General features: G+C 54.4%; 16 protein-coding genes and 1 riboswitch. Of the genes, 7 read left to right on the plus strand and 9 right to left on the minus strand.

Annotated features, from left to right (window positions below; translation table 11 throughout):
* Positions 1 to 85: 85 nt before the first annotated feature.
* Positions 86 to 493 carry a phosphate-starvation-inducible protein PsiE gene (psiE, locus tag KGP26_RS25770; RefSeq protein WP_021180827.1) on the minus strand — a complete coding sequence of 136 codons (408 nt, stop codon included), beginning with the start codon at positions 491 to 493 and terminating at the stop codon, positions 86 to 88.
* 224 nt (positions 494 to 717) lie between these two features.
* Here psiE and KGP26_RS25775 point away from each other — a divergent pair, with 224 nt between their 5' ends.
* Positions 718 to 2,151, plus strand: a complete 1,434-nt coding sequence (locus KGP26_RS25775) for a capsule assembly Wzi family protein (protein WP_094982850.1) — start codon at positions 718 to 720, stop codon at positions 2,149 to 2,151.
* 62 nt (positions 2,152 to 2,213) lie between these two features.
* On the opposite strand, the gene pgi is transcribed toward KGP26_RS25775, so the two are convergent.
* Entirely contained in the window at positions 2,214 to 3,860 is a 1,647-nt protein-coding gene (gene pgi / locus KGP26_RS25780; protein ID WP_059199036.1) for a glucose-6-phosphate isomerase, read from the minus strand.
* Positions 3,861 to 4,196: 336 nt separating this feature from the next.
* Positions 4,197 to 4,390: riboswitch (Lysine riboswitch) on the plus strand.
* A 110-nt stretch (positions 4,391 to 4,500) separates the two neighbouring features.
* Here pgi and lysC point away from each other — a divergent pair.
* Entirely contained in the window at positions 4,501 to 5,868 is a 1,368-nt protein-coding gene (lysC, locus tag KGP26_RS25785) for a lysine-sensitive aspartokinase 3 (RefSeq protein WP_021180830.1), read from the plus strand.
* A 259-nt stretch (positions 5,869 to 6,127) separates the two neighbouring features.
* Entirely contained in the window at positions 6,128 to 7,048 is a 921-nt protein-coding gene (gene panS / locus KGP26_RS25790) for a ketopantoate/pantoate/pantothenate transporter PanS (RefSeq protein WP_024483999.1), read from the plus strand.
* A gap of 66 nt (positions 7,049 to 7,114) precedes the next feature.
* Here panS and KGP26_RS25795 read toward each other — a convergent pair whose 3' ends face one another.
* On the minus strand, positions 7,115 to 8,764 hold the full coding sequence (locus KGP26_RS25795; protein ID WP_094982851.1) for a Na/Pi cotransporter family protein: 1,650 nt from the start codon (positions 8,762 to 8,764) through the stop codon (positions 7,115 to 7,117).
* Positions 8,765 to 9,084: 320 nt separating this feature from the next.
* Between KGP26_RS25795 and KGP26_RS25800 the strand changes: the two genes are divergently transcribed.
* On the plus strand, positions 9,085 to 10,338 hold the full coding sequence (locus KGP26_RS25800; RefSeq protein WP_223664748.1) for an FAD-dependent oxidoreductase: 1,254 nt from the start codon (positions 9,085 to 9,087) through the stop codon (positions 10,336 to 10,338).
* The gene (locus KGP26_RS25805) at positions 10,335 to 10,607 is read left to right on the plus strand and encodes a 4Fe-4S dicluster domain-containing protein (RefSeq protein ID WP_115159953.1); all 273 of its coding nucleotides are present in this window, start codon (positions 10,335 to 10,337) and stop codon (positions 10,605 to 10,607) included. Before KGP26_RS25800 ends, KGP26_RS25805 begins: the two co-directional genes overlap by 4 nt.
* Here KGP26_RS25805 and KGP26_RS25810 read toward each other — a convergent pair.
* The 5 genes from KGP26_RS25810 to KGP26_RS25830 all read right to left on the minus strand — a co-directional run bounded on the left by KGP26_RS25810 (position 10,604) and on the right by KGP26_RS25830 (position 16,054).
* Positions 10,604 to 11,542 carry an electron transfer flavoprotein subunit alpha/FixB family protein gene (locus tag KGP26_RS25810; RefSeq protein ID WP_223664749.1) on the minus strand — a complete coding sequence of 313 codons (939 nt, stop codon included), beginning with the start codon at positions 11,540 to 11,542 and terminating at the stop codon, positions 10,604 to 10,606. The genes KGP26_RS25805 and KGP26_RS25810 overlap by 4 nt on opposite strands.
* Positions 11,539 to 12,342, minus strand: coding sequence for a hypothetical protein (locus KGP26_RS25815; RefSeq protein ID WP_223664750.1), 804 nt, complete (start codon positions 12,340 to 12,342; stop codon positions 11,539 to 11,541). Before KGP26_RS25815 ends, KGP26_RS25810 begins: the two co-directional genes overlap by 4 nt.
* Positions 12,343 to 12,354: 12 nt before the next feature.
* Positions 12,355 to 13,689, minus strand: coding sequence for an MFS transporter (locus KGP26_RS25820; protein ID WP_115159956.1), 1,335 nt, complete (start codon positions 13,687 to 13,689; stop codon positions 12,355 to 12,357).
* 54 nt (positions 13,690 to 13,743) lie between these two features.
* Positions 13,744 to 15,198, minus strand: coding sequence for an FAD-binding oxidoreductase (locus KGP26_RS25825; protein ID WP_094982857.1), 1,455 nt, complete (start codon positions 15,196 to 15,198; stop codon positions 13,744 to 13,746).
* A gap of 70 nt (positions 15,199 to 15,268) precedes the next feature.
* Entirely contained in the window at positions 15,269 to 16,054 is a 786-nt protein-coding gene (locus tag KGP26_RS25830; RefSeq protein ID WP_071681636.1) for an SDR family oxidoreductase, read from the minus strand.
* A gap of 464 nt (positions 16,055 to 16,518) precedes the next feature.
* Here KGP26_RS25830 and KGP26_RS25835 point away from each other — a divergent pair, with 464 nt between their 5' ends.
* Together KGP26_RS25835 and KGP26_RS25840 are read left to right on the plus strand one after the other, a co-directional pair.
* Positions 16,519 to 17,799, plus strand: a complete 1,281-nt coding sequence (locus tag KGP26_RS25835) for a nitrate/nitrite transporter (RefSeq protein ID WP_179253871.1) — start codon at positions 16,519 to 16,521, stop codon at positions 17,797 to 17,799.
* 20 nt (positions 17,800 to 17,819) lie between these two features.
* Positions 17,820 to 19,268 (plus strand): FGGY-family carbohydrate kinase, encoded by a 1,449-nt coding sequence (locus KGP26_RS25840; protein WP_223664751.1) that lies wholly within the window; start codon positions 17,820 to 17,822, stop codon positions 19,266 to 19,268.
* Positions 19,269 to 19,302: 34 nt separating this feature from the next.
* Here KGP26_RS25840 and KGP26_RS25845 read toward each other — a convergent pair whose 3' ends face one another.
* Positions 19,303 to 19,869, minus strand: coding sequence for a glycerol-3-phosphate responsive antiterminator (locus tag KGP26_RS25845; protein WP_021180847.1), 567 nt, complete (start codon positions 19,867 to 19,869; stop codon positions 19,303 to 19,305).
* Between the last annotated feature and the right edge of the window lie 33 nt (positions 19,870 to 19,902).

Here is a 19,902-nt window from a genome sequence, read left to right on the forward strand (position 1 = left end):
ATGCCACTGCAATACGTTTGATGTACTTTGCTTCTCTCTATGAACTGTGTCTTTGGCGGCCTTCGCTGGGCCGCCATTTTTATTTTTACTCCCGCTTCAGCCGATCGGTGTTGGCCAGATACAAGGTCACTACCAGTAATAATATGGCGCCGGAATAAACCAGCGTGTCGAAAGGGTTTTCATGATCAACGATGATCAAACGAATAATCGCGGTAATGCCAATATAGATAAAGTAGCGTAGCGGGAAGTGATAACCCGACTCAAAGTATTTAACAATCAAGGCGATAAATTCGAAGTAGAGGAAATAAATCACAATCCCTTCAATCAGCTGATACGAAGAAGACTCCTCGTTACTGACGAATAATACTTTCGCCAAATGAAAGGTTTCTTTGACCAAAAAAACTACCAGAATCGCCGCCAACAGCAGCAACCCTACGTTCAGTACCCGCTGTAACCCTTTGGCGATCATCAATGATCGTGATGTTTTTGCCATGACTTCTCCCGTCGTTCGGCCAGTTATTAGTGCAGAAAATACCTAATGGGCTTTTTCCTAAAGTTGCCCTGAGGGTTTATCTTCAGGCGAATCACCCTATTTTCAATCAGTTATGTGAATTGATTACGCTTGTATATATTTGTAGCAAATTGAAATGTCCTCTATCATGGGCGTAATCTCAGGCATTATGCCTCCAAATTCCCGTAATCTAGAAAGGAACTTTCATGCGAGCTAAACTCCACGCACTGGTCGCGGCAGGCCTTTTCACCTGTTCGTTTGCCAGCTACGCCGGCGGACTGGTGACTCCTGATAACGATCTGCGCAATGACCTCGCCTGGTTATCCGATCGCGGTGTGATTAACGTCAGCCTGTCTACCTGGCCGCTAAGTCAGGAAGAGATCAACTCGGTGCTGGCGCAAGCCAAGCCGGTGACCAACACGGAAAAAACCGTCATTGACCGCGTACAACGCCGGGTGGGTGACTTAAAAGCCAATATTACCGTCACCGGTTATACCTCTACCGACAAACCGGGCACGCCGCAGGGCTTCGGCCAAAGTCACTATGCCGACAGCAGCCTGACCATCGGCGCCGGTGCCAACGGTGAGTTCTGGGACGTGCGCCTGCAAGGTGCCGTGGAAGGCGATCAGCGCGTCTCTGATGGTTCCAAATTCAACCTGAACGGCTCATACGGTGCCATCAAAGTGTGGAACCAGTGGCTGTCATTCGGTGAGGTCTCTCAATGGTGGGGCCCTGGCTATGACGGCAGCCTGATCCGTTCCGACGCGGCACGCCCGGTGGCTGGCTTTATGTTGCAACGTGCCGATCAATCCCCGTTTGAAACGCCTTGGCTGTCCTGGATTGGCCGTTGGCAATATCAGATCACCGCAGGTCAACTGTCACAATATACTGCTGTTCCTGATACAAAACTGTTTGGTGGGCGTTTTACCATGATGCCAACCAATTTTCTGGAATTAGGTGCATCGCGTGTAATGATGTGGGGGGGAGAAGGCCGCCCACAATCCTGGAGCTCATTCTGGGATGCTTTATCAGGCAATGATAATACCGGCGACAAATATAATGACCCAGGTAACCAATTAGGCGGTTTCGATTTCAAACTTAAGTTACAACCGCTAATTGGTATGCCTGTCAGCTTGTATGGCCAAATAATCGGCGAAGATGAAGCTGGCATGCTGCCTTCACACAACGCTTCTATGCTCGGATTAGAGGGGCATCCTGAATGGGGTCCAACCACCATTAACTGGCATATCGAAGGGACAGATACTCGCGCCAATGGCAAGTCTAATAACGTTATGTATAACCATTACGTTTACAGAGATGGCTACTATCAGCAAGGCTACCCTCTGGGCCATGCCATGGGTGGTGATGGGCAGATGTTATCTGGCCGTGTAGAGCTGGTGCTGGACGATGGCCAGCGTTGGAGTACTCGCTTGGTCTACGCAAAAGTGAATCCAAATAACCAGAACATTAATCAAGCATTCCCGAAATCTGACACGCTGAAAGGCATTCAATTGGGTTGGGGTTATAACTTCGCTTCACAAGTGAAATTTGATACCAGCCTGTGGTACACCGATAACAACAACAGCACCGCCGATGACGTGGGTGCCGGTGTCAGCCTGGCAGTACCGATCAATCTGTAATCCCTGCAGATGTCAAAAAACCCGCCGCGGCGGGTTTTTTATTGGCTGCAATTCAGAGCAACTTAACGCCAGGCTTTAAAGCGATTGATCAAGCCGTTGGTTGAGGTGTCGTGGCTGGTCACCGCTTCTTTACCCGCCAGTTCCGGCAGAATACGATTAGCCAGCTGTTTACCCAGCTCTACGCCCCATTGGTCGAAGGTGAAGATGTTGAGGATCGCGCCTTGGGTGAAGATCTTGTGCTCATACAGGGCAATCAGGCTACCCAGGCTGAACGGAGTGATTTCGCGCAGCAGGATGGAGTTGGTTGGACGGTTGCCTTCAAACACTTTGAATGGAGCAACGTGCTTGACCTCTTCCGGCGTTTTACCCTGTGCGGCGAACTCTTCCTCAACCACATCCAGTGACTTGCCAAACGCCAGCGCTTCCGTCTGTGCGAAGAAGTTCGACAGCAGTTTCGCGTGGTGGTCGCTCAGTGGATTATGGCTGATGGCCGGAGCGATAAAGTCACAAGGCACCAGTTTGGTCCCCTGATGGATCAGTTGATAGAACGCATGCTGGCCGTTGGTGCCTGGTTCACCCCAGATAATCGGGCCGGTCTGGTAATCTACCGGGTTGCCGTTACGGTCAACGTATTTGCCGTTTGACTCCATGTTGCCCTGTTGGAAATAAGCGGCAAAACGGTGCATATACTGGTCGTACGGCAGGATCGCTTCTGTTTCTGCGCCGAAGAAATTGTTGTACCAGATACCGATCAGCGCCAACAGCACCGGCAGGTTTTGCTCAGCAGGCGTCTGGGCAAAGTGTTTGTCCATCTCATGCGCGCCGCTCAGCAGCTGCTCGAAGTTTTCAAAGCCCAGAGACAGCGCGATAGACAGGCCGATTGCCGACCACAGAGAGTAACGGCCACCCACCCAGTCCCAGAATTCGAACATATTGTCAGTGTCGATACCAAACTCGGCTACCGCTTTACCATTGGTAGACAGCGCGGCGAAGTGTTTCGCGACGTGCTGCTGATCGCCAGCAGTGCTCAGGAACCAGTCGCGCGCGCTGAGGGCGTTAGTCATGGTTTCCTGGGTCGTGAAGGTTTTAGACGCCACCAGGAACAGGGTCGTCGCCGGATCCAACGGTTTTAGCGTTTCGGCAATATGGGTGCCGTCTACGTTGGAAACAAAGTGCATGTTCAGGTGGTTTTTATACGGGCGTAGCGCTTCGGTTGCCATATAAGGGCCGAGGTCTGAGCCGCCGATGCCGATGTTGACCACGTCGGTAATCGGTTTACCGGTATAACCTTTCCAGTCACCACCGATGACACGGTCGCAGAACTGTTTCATCTTCGCCAGCACCGCATTGACTTCTGGCATCACGTCCTTGCCATCAACAATGATTGGCGTGTTACTGCGGTTACGCAGGGCAACATGCAGCACGGCGCGATCTTCAGTACGGTTGATTTTCTCACCGGAGAACATCGATTTGATCGCACTTTGCAGATCGGTTTCTTTCGCCAGTGCCTGCAGCTTCTCCAGGGTTTCTGCGGTGATGCGGTTTTTGGAGTAATCCACCAGCATCTGATCGTTGAAAGTGGCAGAGAACTTGGAGAAACGCTCACTATCCTGAGCAAACAGGTCACGGATCTGGACGTCTTTGATTTGTTCGAAATGTTGCTGCAGGGCTTGCCAAGCAGCGGTTTGACTAGGATTGATATTTTTCATAGCGCGCTCTTATGCTTGAGAATGAATAGGAGGTAATGGACCGATTGTAGCCTGTTCGACTGTGATTATGATCTCTTTTCTTGCGATAGGCGTTAACTCTCAGGCCGCCGCACTCCATTTTTACCTTTCCACAACAATCTGCTGATATTTCACCTAACAGCCTGTTATCACGACGCTGAAACGTCCTTCTCATCACGCTTTTCTCTTCATGCGCAGTCCGCAATATTCGGTCGCTCTGCTTCTTCCAGAGCGCAGATGAAAATCCCTCAGCGTCTACCCGTTGACAGTAGCCAATAAACCCGTTATTCCTAACAGCCTACTTGCATATCCATTGTGCAAGCCAGAAGAGGCGCGTCGCCCAGGTAGAGTGTCAGAGGAGCCATTATCCGATGACGGCACAGGAGGGGGAGCGACGCCGAGGCGAGATGCTTACGGCAATCATCACGTCGGCTACAGGGGCTGAATCCCCTGAGTTGTCACCATGGGCTGCTCCGTATGAGCAGTCAGCAAGGTGGGGCGCTTCTGGGTGTATCGTAGCCTCAACCTCTACGCCTGCTCCCTGTTTACCGCTCTTCCCTTGTGCCAAGGCTTATGGAAATTAAATGCCAATTTGAATGGCGTCCCTGACACGAGGTTTTACATGACTCAAGCAGCACCCCAAAACGCAACCGTAGTAGCCAAATTCGGCGGCACCAGCGTGGCCGATTTCGAGGCGATGAACCGCAGCGCCGACGTGGTACTTTCTAATCCTGAAGTTCGCTTGGTGGTTTTGTCCGCCTCTGCCGGCATCACCAACCTGTTGGTAGCCCTGGCTGAGGGTTGCGACGCCGACAAGCGCAACGAACAGCTGGCCGAAATCCGCCGCATTCAATACGCCATTCTCGATCGCCTCGATAACCCGATGGTGATCCGCGAAGAAATTGACCGCATGCTGGAAAATATCACCACGCTGTCGGAAGCCGCTGCGCTGGCCACCTCTGCCGCACTGACCGATGAACTGGTCAGCCATGGCGAGCTGATGTCTACCCTGCTGTTTGTGGAAATTCTGCGCGACCGTAAGGTTCAGGCAGAATGGTTCGATGTGCGTAAAGTGATGCGTACCGACGACCATTTCGGCCGCGCCGTACCGGATAGCGCTGCGCTGACCGAGTTGGCTCAAACCCTGTTGAAGCCCCGCTTGCAACATGCGTTGGTGATCACTCAGGGCTTTATCGGCTGCGAACCCAAAGGCCGCACCACTACGCTGGGCCGTGGCGGCAGTGACTTTACTGCGGCCCTGCTGGGTGAAGCGTTAAACGTCAGCCGCGTGGATATCTGGACTGATGTTCCGGGTATTTATACCACCGACCCACGCGTGGTGCCTGCCGCCAAACGTATCGATAAAATTGCCTTTGAAGAGGCGGCGGAAATGGCCACCTTCGGTGCCAAAGTGCTGCACCCGGCCACTCTGCTACCTGCCGTGCGCAGCAACATCCCGGTCTTCGTCGGCTCAAGCAAAGATCCTGCTGCGGGTGGCACGCTGGTGTGCAATACCACGGAAAACCCGCCGCTGTTCCGCGCGCTGGCCTTACGTCGCAAGCAAACCCTACTGACGCTGCACAGCCTGAACATGTTGCATGCACGCGGCTTCCTGGCCGAAGTGTTCAACATTCTGGCCCGGCATAATATCTCGGTCGATCTGATCACCACTTCCGAAGTCAGCGTGGCATTAACCATGGATACCACCGGTTCCACCACCACCGGCGGCAGTCTGTTAACCACCTCCCTACTTACCGAATTGTCCTCGCTGTGCCGGGTAGAAGTGGAAGAAAATCTGGCGCTGGTCGCCCTGATCGGCAACAAGCTCTCCCAAGCTTGCGGCGTCGGTAAAGAGGTGTTCGGCGTGCTGGATCCGTTCAATATCCGCATGATCTGTTACGGAGCCAGCAGCTATAACCTGTGCTTCCTGGTACCGGGTGATGATGCGGAGCGCGTGGTACAAACGCTGCATCACAATCTGTTTGAGTAAGCCCCTCACCCTAACCCTCTCCCACAGGGAGAGGGGACTGAACGTGCCACAGGTTACTATCTGCACCTACCTGTAGCTCCGGACTCGCCCCCTCTCCCCACCACAGTTCAACAGGCATCCCTGGACGCCATATCGGGAGAGGGCTGGGGTGAAGGGAAATTGATTGGCCTTAACTGAATCTACAGAGGCTCAGCAAACTGAGCCCACCACAACACACACCACCACACCCGTTCAATATTGGCAAAGGATAACCTCTCTCATGCTGGCAAAAATCACACGCTTATTCCCATTATGGGCCGTGCTGCTGTCTATTGCGGCCTATTACACCCCGTCGACCTTTACCGGTATCAGCCCTTACGTCAGTACGCTGCTGATGCTGATCATGTTTGCCATGGGCGTCACCCTGCGCCTGGATGACTTCAAGCGCGTGCTGTCGCGCCCCGGCCCGGTAGCGGCGGGGATCTTCCTGCATTACCTGATTATGCCGCTGGCCGCCTGGCTGCTGGCGATGCTGTTCCGTATGCCGCCGGATCTCTCCGCCGGTATGGTACTCGTTGGCAGCGTAGCCAGCGGCACTGCCTCCAACGTGATGATCTATCTGGCTAAAGGCGATGTTGCCCTGTCGGTGACTATTTCCGCCGTTTCGACTCTGGTTGGTGTCTTTGCCACCCCGTTGCTGACACGCCTGTATGTCGATGCCGAGATCAGCGTGGATATCATGGGGATGTTATTCAGCATTCTGCAGATCGTGGTGATCCCTATTGGGCTGGGCCTGATCGTCCACCACAGCTTTACCAAAACCGTCAAGCGGGTTGAGCCCTATCTGCCAGCCCTGTCGATGGTGTGTATTGTGGCTATCATCAGTGCGGTGGTCGCGGGTAGCCAGAGCCATATTGCTTCGGTCGGGTTTGTGGTGATTATTGCGGTGATCCTGCACAACGGGATCGGGCTGCTCGGGGGCTACTGGGGAGGAAAAATGCTCGGCTTCGACGAATCTACCTGCCGTACGCTGGCTATTGAAGTCGGTATGCAAAACTCCGGTCTGGCGGCAACGCTGGGCAAGATTTACTTCTCACCGCTGGCCGCACTGCCGGGTGCGCTGTTCTCGGTTTGGCACAATCTGTCCGGTTCACTGCTGGCAGGCTATTGGTCTGGCCGCCCGATCAAGAAAGTGGATTAACAGCAAATAGGTTCATAAGGGGCGCGGCATGTGCAGCGCCCCTACGCAGGTATTGTTCTTCATTCATTACGGCGTTCTAGGGCTTTCCTCCCAATCACGGTCGTCATCTTTCTCATCTTGATCCAGCGCGTTATAAGCAACCGCGCAGAACAGCGAGTTAAGCCGCTTCATATCCCCCAACAGGGCCAGGTGCAGCGAACTGGTTTCAATACTTTGCACGTTTTGCTGATGCAGACGATCGACGTGCGCATGGGCATAGCGACGATCCAGAATACGGAAACGGTGTTTGGAACGGCGTAACCGCTTGGCGCTGGTGATATCCCCAGAGAGGAATACCGATAGGCTAAGGCGCAGATTGTCAGTCAACTTTTCATGCAATTGGTCCAGTTCAGCCAGACCTTCGGCGGAGAACGAACTGCGCGCGCCATGCGATTGATCCGCCACATCACTAGCCATACGTTCGATGATGTCGCCAGCCTGCTCCAGGTTGAGGGCCATTTCGATGATCTCCGCCCAGCGGCGCGAATCCGCCTCTCCCAGGTCTTCCTTCTGGATCTGCGCCAGGTAAAGTTTGATCGCGGTGTATAGCACGTGAACGTCATCGTCCAGACGACGAACTTCTTTGGCCTGGATGCGCTTACCATGCAATACCTCATGGTGCAGGATCATCATATGCTCTATCACATCCCCCATCCGCAGGGTTTCCCGCGCCGCATTGGCCAGTGCCAAACTTGGCGTATCCAGCGCGCTGACGTCGAGGTGGCGTGGCCGCAAACGGGGATCCTCTGTCGGAGCATCGACAATCCACGTTTCGCACAGGCGCGCCATCGGCCCTGACAACGGCACCTGTAGCAGACAACGCACCAGGTTGTAGAACATGTGGAAATAGATCACCAACTCTTCTGTATTACCAGGCAGCCGCTCAATGCCGTGCGCAATCAGGGAAACAAACGGCAGCACCAGCGCACTACCCAGCAGTTTGAACAACAGGCTACCCAGCGCCACGCGACGGCCTGCGGCATTCTGGCCGCTGGTGTTCAACATCACCAACAGGCCGCTGCCCAGGTTGGCACCAATCACCAGGCACAGCGCCACCTGTAGAGAAATCACTCCCGAGGCGGTCAACGTCGCGGTCAACAGTACAGCTGCCAGGCTGGAATAGCTGATAATGGCAAACAGGGCGCCGATCAACGCATCAAGCATGACATCGCCGGTCAGCGACGAGAAGATCACTTTGACGCCATAGCCCTGAGTGATCGGCGTAGCGGCGGCCACAATCAGTTCCAGCGCCAATACAATCAGGCCAAGACCAATGGCGACGCGCCCCATCTGGCCTACGCGGGTTTGCTTACGGCTGAGGAATAAAATCACGCCGACAAAAATCAGCAGCGGCGAAAGCCAGGAGAGATTGAACGTCAGCACCCGCGCCATGATCGCCGTGCCAACATCGGCCCCCAGCATAATCACCAGCGCAGGCCCAAGGCCCACCAGCCCTTGCGCCACAAAAGAAGAAACCAGCAACGCCGTCGCATTGCTGCTTTGCACCAACGCGGTTACACCGATACCTGCCACAAAGGCCAGCGGCTTTTTCTCTATGCTGCTGCTCAGAACCTGGCGCAAATTGGCGCCATAGACCCGCATGATGCCGGTCCGGACGATATGGGTTCCCCACACCAGCATGGCAATGGCGGAAAGCAGATTAAGAAGGGTCAACACGGAAGGCTCGCTCCATTGACGCCCGGCAGGCACCACAGGCTATCCCGCCTGCCAGACGCCAGTTAAGCAGGACAGCGGCAAATCGCTTATTGCTATCAAGAAGGAATACTCTAGAGGGAGAGCGCACCATACATTATCAATCAATGCGACAGTGAAATCATGCAACTACCCGGAATATAACAGTTTCCAATTGTAGCCTAATTTGGCTGCTCTCGGGCGAAAATCGGCCACGAGCGCGCAAAAACTGTGCAATATCAATGAACTCTGGCACACGAGTGTTATTCTAATCGTCACACTTCACCCCTTGGTAAACAGAGCTGATGGAACATCCTGGTTTTGCAGCCATTATTGTTGGCGGCGGCGTTGCGGGCTGCACCGCGGCGCTGTTGTTGGCACGCGCGGGCATCAATACTTTGTTACTGGAACGGGGTACTCAGGCGGGCAGTAAAAACGTTAGCGGTGGCAGGTTATACACCCATGTTTTGGCCAATCTGCTGCCAAATTTTGCCGCTACCGCCCCTCTGGAACGCCATATCACCCAGGAAAGGCTCTCAATGGTGAGCGGCAATAGCGCGGTGACGCTAGATTATCGCCATACCTTGCCCTGTTCCTACAGCCTGCTGCGCGCCCGTTTCGATCCCTGGCTGATGGCACAGGCGGAAGCCGCCGGGGCACAATGCCTGACCGGTGCCTTGGTCGATGAGCTGATCGTGCAGCAAGGCCGGGTGGTCGGCGTTATGGCGGCGGGTGAAGCGTTATACGCCAATACGGTGATCCTGGCAGAAGGGGCCAATACGCTGCTTGGTGAGCATGCCGGATTGCAGCCAAAACCACCAGCAGCAACGATGGCGATCGGCGTGAAAGAGGTGTTGGCACTGCCGCGCGAGCGGTTGGAAGATCGTTTCGCACTGGAGGATAACCAAGGTTGCGCCTGGCTGTTCGCTGGCCAGCCCACGCAGGGGAAAGTCGGCGGTGGTTTCCTGTACACCAACCGCGATAGCCTGTCGCTCGGCGTAGTATGTAATCTTTCCAGCCTCACTGAGAGTAAAATCGCCCTGCCGCAGATGTTGCAACAGTTCAAACAACACCCTGCCGTGCGGCCATTGCTGAAAAATACCGAGTTACGGGAATACAGCGCCCATCTGATCCCCGAAGGCGGGGTGGAAAGCATGCCACCGCTGTTTGGTCCTGGCTATCTGCTGGTCGGCGATGCCGCGAGGTTATGTATTAATACCGGGCATACCGTGCGGGGTATGGATCTGGCGATGCTATCGGCACAGGCGGCAGCGGAAACCTTGATTGCCGGGCAAGAGTTGCAGCATTACCCCCTGCGGTTACAGCAAAGTTCGCTCTGGGCGCTGATCCAGCAGTATCGGCGTCTGCCGGAGATGATGTTGCAGTCGCCCCATTGGTTTAGCCGTTACCCGCAGTTGGCTGCCGACGTGCTGCAAGAGATGTTTGAGGTCAATGGAAATGCCCCTACGCCGTTGCACAAGCTACTATGGCGCCACGCGCGCCGCATCGGCCTGAAGCAATTACTGAAAGATACCGTCAATGGAATGCGCAGCCTATGAACCAGCCCGATCTCAGCCACAACCATTATCAGGGGGATCATGCCAATCCACACATCATCCTGGCCGACGCACAGGATCGTACGATGCTGATACGTTTGGTGATCGCCTGCCCCGCCGGGCTGTACCAGTTCCAGCCGGACGGCAGCCTGCGTTTCGACGTACAGGGGTGCCTGGAATGTGGTACCTGCCGCCTGCTGTGTGGGGAAGAGACCATCACCCGCTGGCGCTATCCGCATGCGGGTAACGGAATTGAGTTCCGCTTCGGTTAAAGGGCGTTTGCCAGAGCCTCTAGCACCTCGTGCATGTCCCCCACAATCCCTACGTCTGCCTGGGCAAAAATAGCCGCCTGTGGATCCTGGTTGATCGCCACAATCAGCTTGCTATGGCGAATACCGATGGCGAACGCCGGAGCACCGGAAATCCCGGCAGCAATGCACACCTCAGGGGCAATGATGGCACCGGACATGCCCAGTAAGCGATCCATCTCGCACCAGGCGTTCATTACTACTGGTCTGCTGGCTGCCAGCTCCGCACCTATGTGGGTAGCTAACTGCTGCATATGGGCAACCTGCCCGGCACTGCCAACCCCTTCCCCGATGGCCAGCACGTAGCGCGCCTGGTTCAGCGGTGACGCTGCGGGTTGTGGTGAACACGCCGAGGCCAGTATCCACTCGGCATCAGGAATATTGGTTGGCTCAAAGCGTTTGGCTACCACCGGGCCTGGCAGTATTTTCATGCTTACCGCACCGCTGCGGGCCACGCTCAGGCACCAAGGCTCCCGCATCATCACCAGCTTGGCGGTGAGATGATTGCCATAGACGGCTTTGGTTACCCGGCATTCGCTGCCGTTAATGTGCGCCTGTTCTACCGCACAACAGGCAGAACCACCACTCCGGCAGGCCAGTCGCGTGGCCAACTCGCCGCCTTCATCTCCAGCAAACAGCAGTAATCGGGGTGTGAAAGCTTGCCGCATCTGCTCCAATACCGCTAATCGCGTCTCTGCCAGCCGGGGAGCGCTAACCCAACGTATTTCTACTACCTCACCGCCCAGGCGTGGCAGACTCTGCGGTACCCCGTTGCTGAATAACCACAGCTCCAGGCTCTCTGCAGTAAGCTCGCTCAGCCGCAAGAACTGATTAATCTGACTGGCCTGCGTAGCAAAGTTAGGGGCATCTGCATCCAATATCAGTGCAATAGTCATCATGGCCACCTTTCACCGAGATAATCCCGGCACAACCGCTGCACTTTCTGCTCCACGCTGTCCCCCTCAATCACTATCCCGGCGCGACGATGCTCCAGATAGCTTAAACCACACAGCCGCACATCACCGGCAAGCTGTTCGGTCATCGCCAGCTCGGCAGGTGACAGACGTTGGATCTGCCGTTTACCCGCCGCCAGCTTCTGCTGCAACGTAGGAACACGTAATGCACTCGCCTGTTGCGAGTTCCCCACCACCAGCACCAAAGGAGGCATCACCGTCATCACCTCCTGCCCGTAAGCGGTTTGCCGGGTAACCCTTAAGGCCCCCACTTCTTCTGCCGCAGCTAATTGGCAAACGCCGGTGATACAGGGCCAGCCAAGGCGCTCAGCCAACAGCAAGGGCGTTTGGCTATTTTGCCCTTCCAGGCTTTGCGCGCCCATGACGATCACCTGTTGGGATCCCATATGCTGCTGATAGGCCGCGATCAGGGCGGCAACCGTTGCAGGGTTAAAACGCAGATCCCACTCTGCAGGAGGTTCAATGCGTACCGCCTGCTGGTATTCCAGCGCCATCAGTTGCTTCAGCGCCGGTTCGGCCATAGCATCGGCCACCGTCACGACGCTCAGATTAAGTTCCCTCTCATCACGCAGCATCAGCGCCATTTCCGCCGCGCTTTCGTCATAGCCGCTTAACAGACGTCGGGCAAAGCGGGTATCAATCTGCAACCGCCCATCGGGTTGCCAATCGCTTTTTACCAACATGCCCAGATCCGGTGCGACCTTAATCGCCAACAGCAGATTCATCCGTTTCTCCTGTCAGTGGGCGATTAACGGCTTTACCGAGGAGGCGCCCACCAGCGTCATATCCTTGGTTTCCGGCGCCCACATGATCGAGACCACCGCCCCCAGCACCAATACGCCAGTCAGGATCAGCATGGTGCCTTGCAGACCCAGTGAAAGCATCGACAGCGGTAGCAAAGCGGTGCCGATGGCCGAGCCAAGCCGGCTCATCGAGGTGGCAAAACCGACCCCCAGTGAACGAATATCGGTCGGGAAGCTTTCCGCCGGGAATACCCCGACCAGGTTACTGACCGCCGAAATCGTCAGCGTAAACAGAGCAAACAGCATTAACATGGCTCCCTGACCTGGAGGCACAAAGGCCAATGCCCCCAGGCTGACAGCCAGGATCCAGAACGCGCCGATCAGGAAGCGACGGCGCGGCAGCCATTGGGTAAGGGCAATTCCCATCACCGCCCCCACCATCAGCAAACCATTAAGCAGCAGATCGGTAGCAAAGCTTTGGCTCTGCCCCAGGGTGGTCAGGATCGAAGGGAGGAAGGTATAGATGGCGAAATAAGGGATCACCAGGCAGACAAAGAACAGGCTGTTGAACGCGGTACGCCGCCAGTAACGCGGTGAAAATAAGGTGTGCATATGGCGTGCGGTTTCTACCGGGATTTCGTCATTGAGGATCACCTGCGGGCCAAAACAGCGCAGCACTACCAGATGAGCCTCGGCGATCCTCCCTTTGCGCATCAGCCAGCGTGGCGACTCTGGCGTACCGATGCGTAAAAGCATAATCATCAACGCAGGCACGGCGCTGGAAGTCAACAGCCAGCGCCAGGACTCCGGCCCCAGATCGGCAAGGAAATGGCCAGCAAAGCCAGCGGCGACGTAGCCTAACGTCCAGATCACGCTAAAGGATCCCAGCAGGATGCCGCGATGTTTACGCGGAGCAAACTCGGCCAGCATGGTATGGCCTACGGCGTAATCGCCCCCTAGCCCGATCCCGACCAATACCCGTAGCCAGAACAGCTGTTCCGGCGTAGTGGCGAAAAATTGCATCACGGAAGCCAACGTAATGATGACAAAACTGAAGCTGAAAATTTTCTGACGGCCAATATGGTCGGAAACCCAACCCAATACCAGGCTGCCCAGGAACAGGCCAATCAGCGCCGAGCTGCCAATCATTCCTTCCCAAAACGGCGTCAACCCCATCTGCGGCTTGAGCTGGGCCAGAGCAAAGCCTATCACGCCCAGTACATAGCCATCGGTGAGGTGAGCGCCAAAGGTCAGCCCCGCCATTTTGTAGTGAAAAGCGTTGAGCGGAATATCATCCATGCGCACTTGCCGAGGCAGCCGTGTTGTCATCGTTACCCCCTATTCCAGCGCAAAAGGCCCGGCAAGCCGGGCCAGACAGGAACATTATTTTTCAATCGGATAAATGGTGCCGGTATTCATGATGCCATTCGGGTCGTACACCTCTTTCAGCGCCTTGAGGATATAGTAGGCACTGCCGTGTTCATCCTTGGTCCAGTGCACACGGTGCTTACCTATACCATGGTGATGCACCATCGAACCACCCTGCTTGATGGTCTCCTCCACGATGATTTTATTCAGTGGATTGTGATACTTGTCGATCTCTTCTTCCGGCTTGCAGTCCACCACGTTGTAGTCGTACACAAAGTACATATTGGTGCCGTTGATATAGCTGTGTGACGAGTGGCCGCCCAGCATAGTGATATCACCGGCATGTGGGAACTCATCGCGGATGCGGCGGATCACATTCTCGTAAATCGCATTGATGCAGCCCCAGTCGCCGGAAACCTCGGTGGTGAAGCCCATATTGTTGGTCTTCATGATCTGTACACGTTCTGCCGCCACTTTTTCCGGGCCCCAGTTCAGATTGTTGAACCAGGTTTCAATCAGCTTGCTGTCGACCTTTTTACATTCCGGATAGCGTTTAACGATCTCATCAATCCCCGCGCCGGTCGCCTGCGCGATCCCTTTTGCCCCTTCGGCCATAAAGATCAGCACGCATTTGCCTTCGGCAAAGTGGGTAAAATGCTGGGTCCCGTCTTCCGCGTCATACAAGCGGGCAATGGAAGGGCGATAGCCTTCGACCATCACTTCCCGCAGGATGTCGAAACCGGTTGCCATGTTATCGAGGATGTAACCGTAGAACAGGTTGTTTTCCGGCATGTATTTGAAGATTTTCACCGTCACTTCGGTGATAAAACACAGCGCCCCTTCGTTACCGATAATCACGTGGCGGATATCCGGGCCAGCGGCACGGCGCGGTACGTTTTTAATGCGGGTGATGTTGCCGTTCGGGAACACCGCTTCCAGCCCAACCACCATGTCTTCAATCGCGCCGTACAGCGTAGAGAACTGACCGATACTACGTGTTGCCACCAGGCCTCCCATCTGGGCCAACGGCTTGGATTGCGGAGAGTGGCCGGTCGTATAACCCTGGGCACGCAATTGATTTTCCAGCACTTCCAGCGGTACGCCGCACTGCGCCGTGGCCTGCATATTACGGATATCAATGTTGATGACCTTATTCATTCCCGAGCCATCCAGCACCACGGAATTCTTCACTACCGTTTCCAACCCGCCCTCGGTGGCCGAAGCCCCGGTGCGCGGTACGCCAGTAATGCCGTGCTTATTCATGAACGCCAGCACATCGGACACCTGCTGGGTGTCGGCCAATTTCACCACGGCGGCAGGCAGCGGCTGGGTAAACACGCCATGAATATCGGCATATTTGCGGAAACGGTCTACGCTGTTTTTCTGCAGCACTTTTTCGTCAGTAATCACCCGCTCTGGGCCAACAAGTTCTTTTAACTGAACGACAATTTCTTCACGGGACAGAGACATAAATAACCCTTCCTAAATTAAGAATAGATAAAATCGGCTTAAGTAAAATTAAAAGGAACCACCCATTAATTTAGCGAACCAAATAACCACCATCGACAACCAATAAATGGCCATTAACATAATCAGAGGCTCGACTGGCTAAAAATACCATCGCGCCCATCAGATCCTGCGTTTCACCCCAACGATTAGCCGGAATATGGTCAAGAACGCGCTTATTGGTTTCTGGGTTTTTACGCGTTTCGATCGTAATATCTGTCGCATAATAGCCTGGCGCAATACCATTAACCTGAATATTGTATTGCCCTAATTCATCGCAATAGGCCTTGGTAAAACCGGCCAACGCATGTTTAGTGGCCGAGTACGCCGGTGACCATTGGCCGCCCAAATAAGAGAACAGGGAACAGATATTAATGATTTTCCCCTGTTTTTTCGGGATCATGATTTTTGCTGCTTCATAGCTCAATTCAAAGGCTGCGGTCAGGTTAATATCGATCATCGGATCCCAGTCTTCGCGGCCGAAATCCAGTACCTTATTCAGCTTACAGATACCGGCGTTGTTCACCAAGATATCCACCGAACCGAAGGTCTCCAGACACTGGGCAATCACTCTGGCAGGCGCGCCTTTCTCAGTAATGTCCACCTGCATAAACTCAACCTTCACCCCTTGCCGCTCAATCATTTCGCGGGTTTCGCCCTTATCCATGATAAAGCTTGGGATGAACAGGTTGGCACCGGCTTTGGCCAACGCCATGGCAAATGCCTGCCCCAGACCGCTGTTGCCACCGGTGACGATGGCGGTTTTGCCTTTTAGCGAGAAGAAATCTAACGAGAACTCATTTAACGCGTTTATTGACATGATTTTGCCCCTTGGTCTGGAAAAAACGCAAAAAAAAGAGAAAAGCAACCTCCCTGCGCTTGGCAGAGAAGTTACTTTTCTCTTCATCTCTAGTAACTGGCAAAAAAAGTAACACATAGGGTCAAGGCTATTCCGTGATGCCTATCACAGTTTCATTTCTTGTCAGGTCGGATTGATATTAAAACTTATTTATTTCGCACTAACTCGGTGAATTACTATGCAATCAGATCCCGTCTAATGTTCCCTACTTCGGTTTTGTGATAACTCTCACAGATGAATTATAGGTTGCCGTGCTATTTATTACCGCAGTTACTGAAAGAGACGAAGAGAAAAGTAACTTCCTGCACTGCGGGAAGCTTGCTTTTCTCTTTTTTTGTTTAACGCGATGTACCCAATAACGGTTAAAAGAAGGGAGTCACTCCAAACATTAACCATTAATGGGTGTATTTATGCGGAACTTCACCATGGAAAAAAACAATTCCCACCGTTGGTTAACGCTGGCAATAATAAGTATCAGCGGCGGAGTAAGTTTCGATCTCGCCTATCTGCGTTATATTTACCAAATCCCGATGGCCAAGTTTATGGGGTTCTCCAATACCGAGATCGGCTTGATTATGAGCACTTTCGGCATCACCGCGATTATTCTGTATGCCCCTAGCGGGATCGTTGCCGATAAGTTCTCTCATAGAAAGATGATGACTTTCGCGATGATCGCCACCGGCCTGCTGGGGTTGCTGATGGCAGTCTATCCACCGTTCTGGGTGATGATCCTGATCCAGGTCGCCTTCGCGATCACCACTATCCTGCTGTTGTGGTCGGTTTCGATCAAGGCGGCCTCGCTGCTCGGCAACCATGAAGAGCAGGGCAAAATCATGGGTTGGATGGAGGGGCTACGCGGCGTGGGTGTGATGGCCCTGGCCGTATTCACCATGTGGATCTTCTCGCTGTTCGCGCCGGAAAACCCCAACAGCCTGAAGGCGGTGATCCTGATCTACAGCGGCGTATATATCCTGTTGGGCATTCTCTGCTGGTTCTTTGTTACAGACGGCTTTGTCACCAGTGACGAGAGCGAAAAACCGCATAAATTCAGCCTGGGGGATATTCTCTCGGTGCTCAAAATCAGCACCACCTGGTATTGCAGCATGATTATCTTTGGCGTCTATACCATCTACGCCATCCTCAGCTACTCCACCAACTACCTGACCGAAATGTACGGTATGACCCTGGTCGCCGCCAGCTATATGGGGATTGTGATCAACAAAATCTTCCGGGCCATGTGCGGGCCACTCGGTGGGATCATCACCACTTACACCCGGCTGAAATCACCCACGCGAGCTATTCAGTTACTGGCGTTAGTCAGCCTGGCCACCCTGGCCTTCTTGCTGATCACCAACCAGAACCCGACCTCGGTCGCCGTGGGGATTGGCCTGATCCTGTTGCTGGCCTTCACCTGCTACGCGTCACGTGGGCTGTACTTTGCCTGTATCGGCGAAGCCAGAACGCCAAAATACATTATGGGCACCACCGTGGGGATCTGCTCGGTGATCGGCTTCCTGCCCGACGTGTTTGTTTACCCGGTTATCGGCCATTGGCAGGACACGCTGCCCGCCGCCGAGGCTTATCACAATATGTGGCTGATGGGGTTAGGGGCAACCTGCCTGGTCGTGGTGTTCACCTTCCTGCTGTTTAACAACATCAAGCGCGCCGGCGCCAAAAACACAACAACACAGCCGGTCACCGATTAATTATCTCAAGGAGTTGCGACATGAAGAGCAAGTACCTGATGGGTGTGGACGTGGGCACCCAGAGCGCCAAAGTGGTGATTTTTGATCTGGACGGCAACGCCATTTGCGAAGGGAAACAGCAGTTACGCAAGATGGATATCCCAGCCCCGCTGCTGGCAGAACACCCGGACGACGATCTATGGGATTCACTTAAGGTGGCTTTCCGCCGCGCCATGCAGCGTTTTGGCGAACGTGGTGGCAAGCCGCAGGACATTCTGGCGATGGGCATTTGCATCGTCCGCTGTTGCCGGGTGCTGCTGAAGGACAATGGTGAGCTGGCCTATCCGGTAATCAACTGGATGGATAAGCGCCTGAACAAACCTTACGAATATATCGATGCCTATCAGGGCGTACGTTATGTGACGACCACCTCGGGTTACATCACCCATCGCCTGACCGGTGAGTTCAAAGACACCTGTGCCAACTACATCGGTTGGTGGCCGATGGACAATGACAGCCTCGATTGGAGCACCGATCCCGCCGCCTGGCAAAGCTGCAACCTGACGCGCGACATGGTACTGGACGTGGTGAAACCCGGTGAAATCCTCGGCCATATCACCCAGCAGGTAGCGCAGCAGCTTGGCATCCCCGCAGGTATTCCGGTGGTGGCTACCGCACATGACAAAGCGGTGGAAGCACTGGGTGCCGGTTCACTGGATGAAGGCGTCGCGCTGATTTCCCTCGGTACCTATATCGGTGCCATGGTACACGGCCATGCCAACGTGAAGGACGCGCAAAACTTCTGGCCGTTCCAGGCTTCGATCCCTGGGCGTTACCTGTATGAGTGCATGGGCGTGCGCCGTGGCATGTGGACCATCAGTTGGTTCCGCGATCAGTTTGGCGCGGCCGCACTGTCGGATGCCCATGACGCCGGAACCAGCATTGAGGAGTTACTAAATCAGGAAGCAGAGCGCGTTCCTGCGGGTTGTGAAGGCCTGATCACCGTACACGACTGGGCACCACCGTCAGAAGCGGAATTCCGTAAAGGGGCCATGATTGGCTTCGATGGCCGCCATACCCGTGCCCATATGTACCGTTCGGTGCTGGAGGGCATCGCCTTCACCATGAAAAACCATATGGACAAGATGGCGCTGGAGCTGAAAACCCCGTTCAAGCACCTGATTATTTCCGGCGGCGGGGCCAACAGCGATCTGTTTATGCAGATCTTTGCCGACGTGTTTGGCATCCCCACCAGCCGTAACATGATGAAAGGTTCGGCAGCGGTGGGCTGTGCCATCAACGCCGGGATGGCGGTGAACGTCTTTAGCGATTACGAACAGGCCGCGCAGAAGCTGGTACGAATGGGGGACAGTTTTACACCGAATATGGCTAATCATCGGTTCTACAATCAGTTGAATCAGCAGGTGTATCAACGGGTAAACCAACATCTGGACCCGCTGCTACAGGCACTCAGTCCGTTGGTCGACTAACAGGCAGGGGCACCGGCCTTCGGTGCCCTTATCATTACAATTTCAACTTCCATACGTCGTGATTGGTGGTGGCAACAGCGATGGCCCCGGCATTCAGCGCGGTTTGCGCATCATCCTCATCACACACCAAGCCACCGGCAATAATCGGCAAGTCGATCTTTTCTGCCACCCAACCGAGCACCTTAGGCATGCAACCCGGCAGGATTTCGATGCAGTCCGGCGTCGATTGCGCCACCTGCTTGTCGATATTGTGGAAGGAAATCGAGTCCATAATAAACAGCCGGTGAATGGTGTAGAAGCCTTGCTGACGCGCCGCTTTCACCATCGAGGCCTTGGTGCTGATAATGCCATCCGCCGCCGTGACGATTTTCAGGAAATTAATCACGATCTCCTTGTTGGAGCTGCCTTCCAGCAAATCAACATGCACAAAAGCATATTTGCCAGCCTCCTTCACCTGCTGCACGATGCGGCCAATATTGCAGATGTTGCCATATAGTACCGAGATGATCTGGCAGTCCGACTTGACCGCGATCTGCAGGCTTTCATTATCTTTTACCGCTGCGATCACCGGGTGCAGCTTTAACAGTTCTTCGATCGACACATTATTCCCCTGTCTCTTTCAGCCTGCTGGCTG

This window comes from Serratia sp. JSRIV002 (genome assembly GCF_019968725.1).
GTDB classification, from domain to species: Bacteria; Pseudomonadota; Gammaproteobacteria; order Enterobacterales; family Enterobacteriaceae; genus Chania; species Chania fonticola_B.

Bases quoted from the DNA above. Each gene is read 5' to 3' on its own strand.
- KGP26_RS25815 (WP_223664750.1), bottom strand. From the start codon at position 12,342: ATGAATCTGCTGTTGGCGATTAAGGTCGCACCGGATCTGGGCATGTTG.
- KGP26_RS25825 (WP_094982857.1), bottom strand. From the start codon at position 15,198: ATGTCTCTGTCCCGTGAAGAAATTGTCGTTCAGTTAAAAGAACTTGTT.
- KGP26_RS25810 (WP_223664749.1), bottom strand. From the start codon at position 11,542: ATGATGACTATTGCACTGATATTGGATGCAGATGCCCCTAACTTTGCT.
- KGP26_RS25835 (WP_179253871.1), top strand. From the start codon at position 16,519: ATGGAAAAAAACAATTCCCACCGTTGGTTAACGCTGGCAATAATAAGT.
- psiE (WP_021180827.1), bottom strand. From the start codon at position 493: ATGGCAAAAACATCACGATCATTGATGATCGCCAAAGGGTTACAGCGG.
- panS (WP_024483999.1), top strand. From the start codon at position 6,128: ATGCTGGCAAAAATCACACGCTTATTCCCATTATGGGCCGTGCTGCTG.
- pgi (WP_059199036.1), bottom strand. From the start codon at position 3,860: ATGAAAAATATCAATCCTAGTCAAACCGCTGCTTGGCAAGCCCTGCAG.
- KGP26_RS25820 (WP_115159956.1), bottom strand. From the start codon at position 13,689: ATGACAACACGGCTGCCTCGGCAAGTGCGCATGGATGATATTCCGCTC.
- KGP26_RS25800 (WP_223664748.1), top strand. From the start codon at position 9,085: ATGGAACATCCTGGTTTTGCAGCCATTATTGTTGGCGGCGGCGTTGCG.
- KGP26_RS25775 (WP_094982850.1), top strand. From the start codon at position 718: ATGCGAGCTAAACTCCACGCACTGGTCGCGGCAGGCCTTTTCACCTGT.
- KGP26_RS25805 (WP_115159953.1), top strand. From the start codon at position 10,335: ATGAACCAGCCCGATCTCAGCCACAACCATTATCAGGGGGATCATGCC.
- lysC (WP_021180830.1), top strand. From the start codon at position 4,501: ATGACTCAAGCAGCACCCCAAAACGCAACCGTAGTAGCCAAATTCGGC.
- KGP26_RS25840 (WP_223664751.1), top strand. From the start codon at position 17,820: ATGAAGAGCAAGTACCTGATGGGTGTGGACGTGGGCACCCAGAGCGCC.
- KGP26_RS25830 (WP_071681636.1), bottom strand. From the start codon at position 16,054: ATGTCAATAAACGCGTTAAATGAGTTCTCGTTAGATTTCTTCTCGCTA.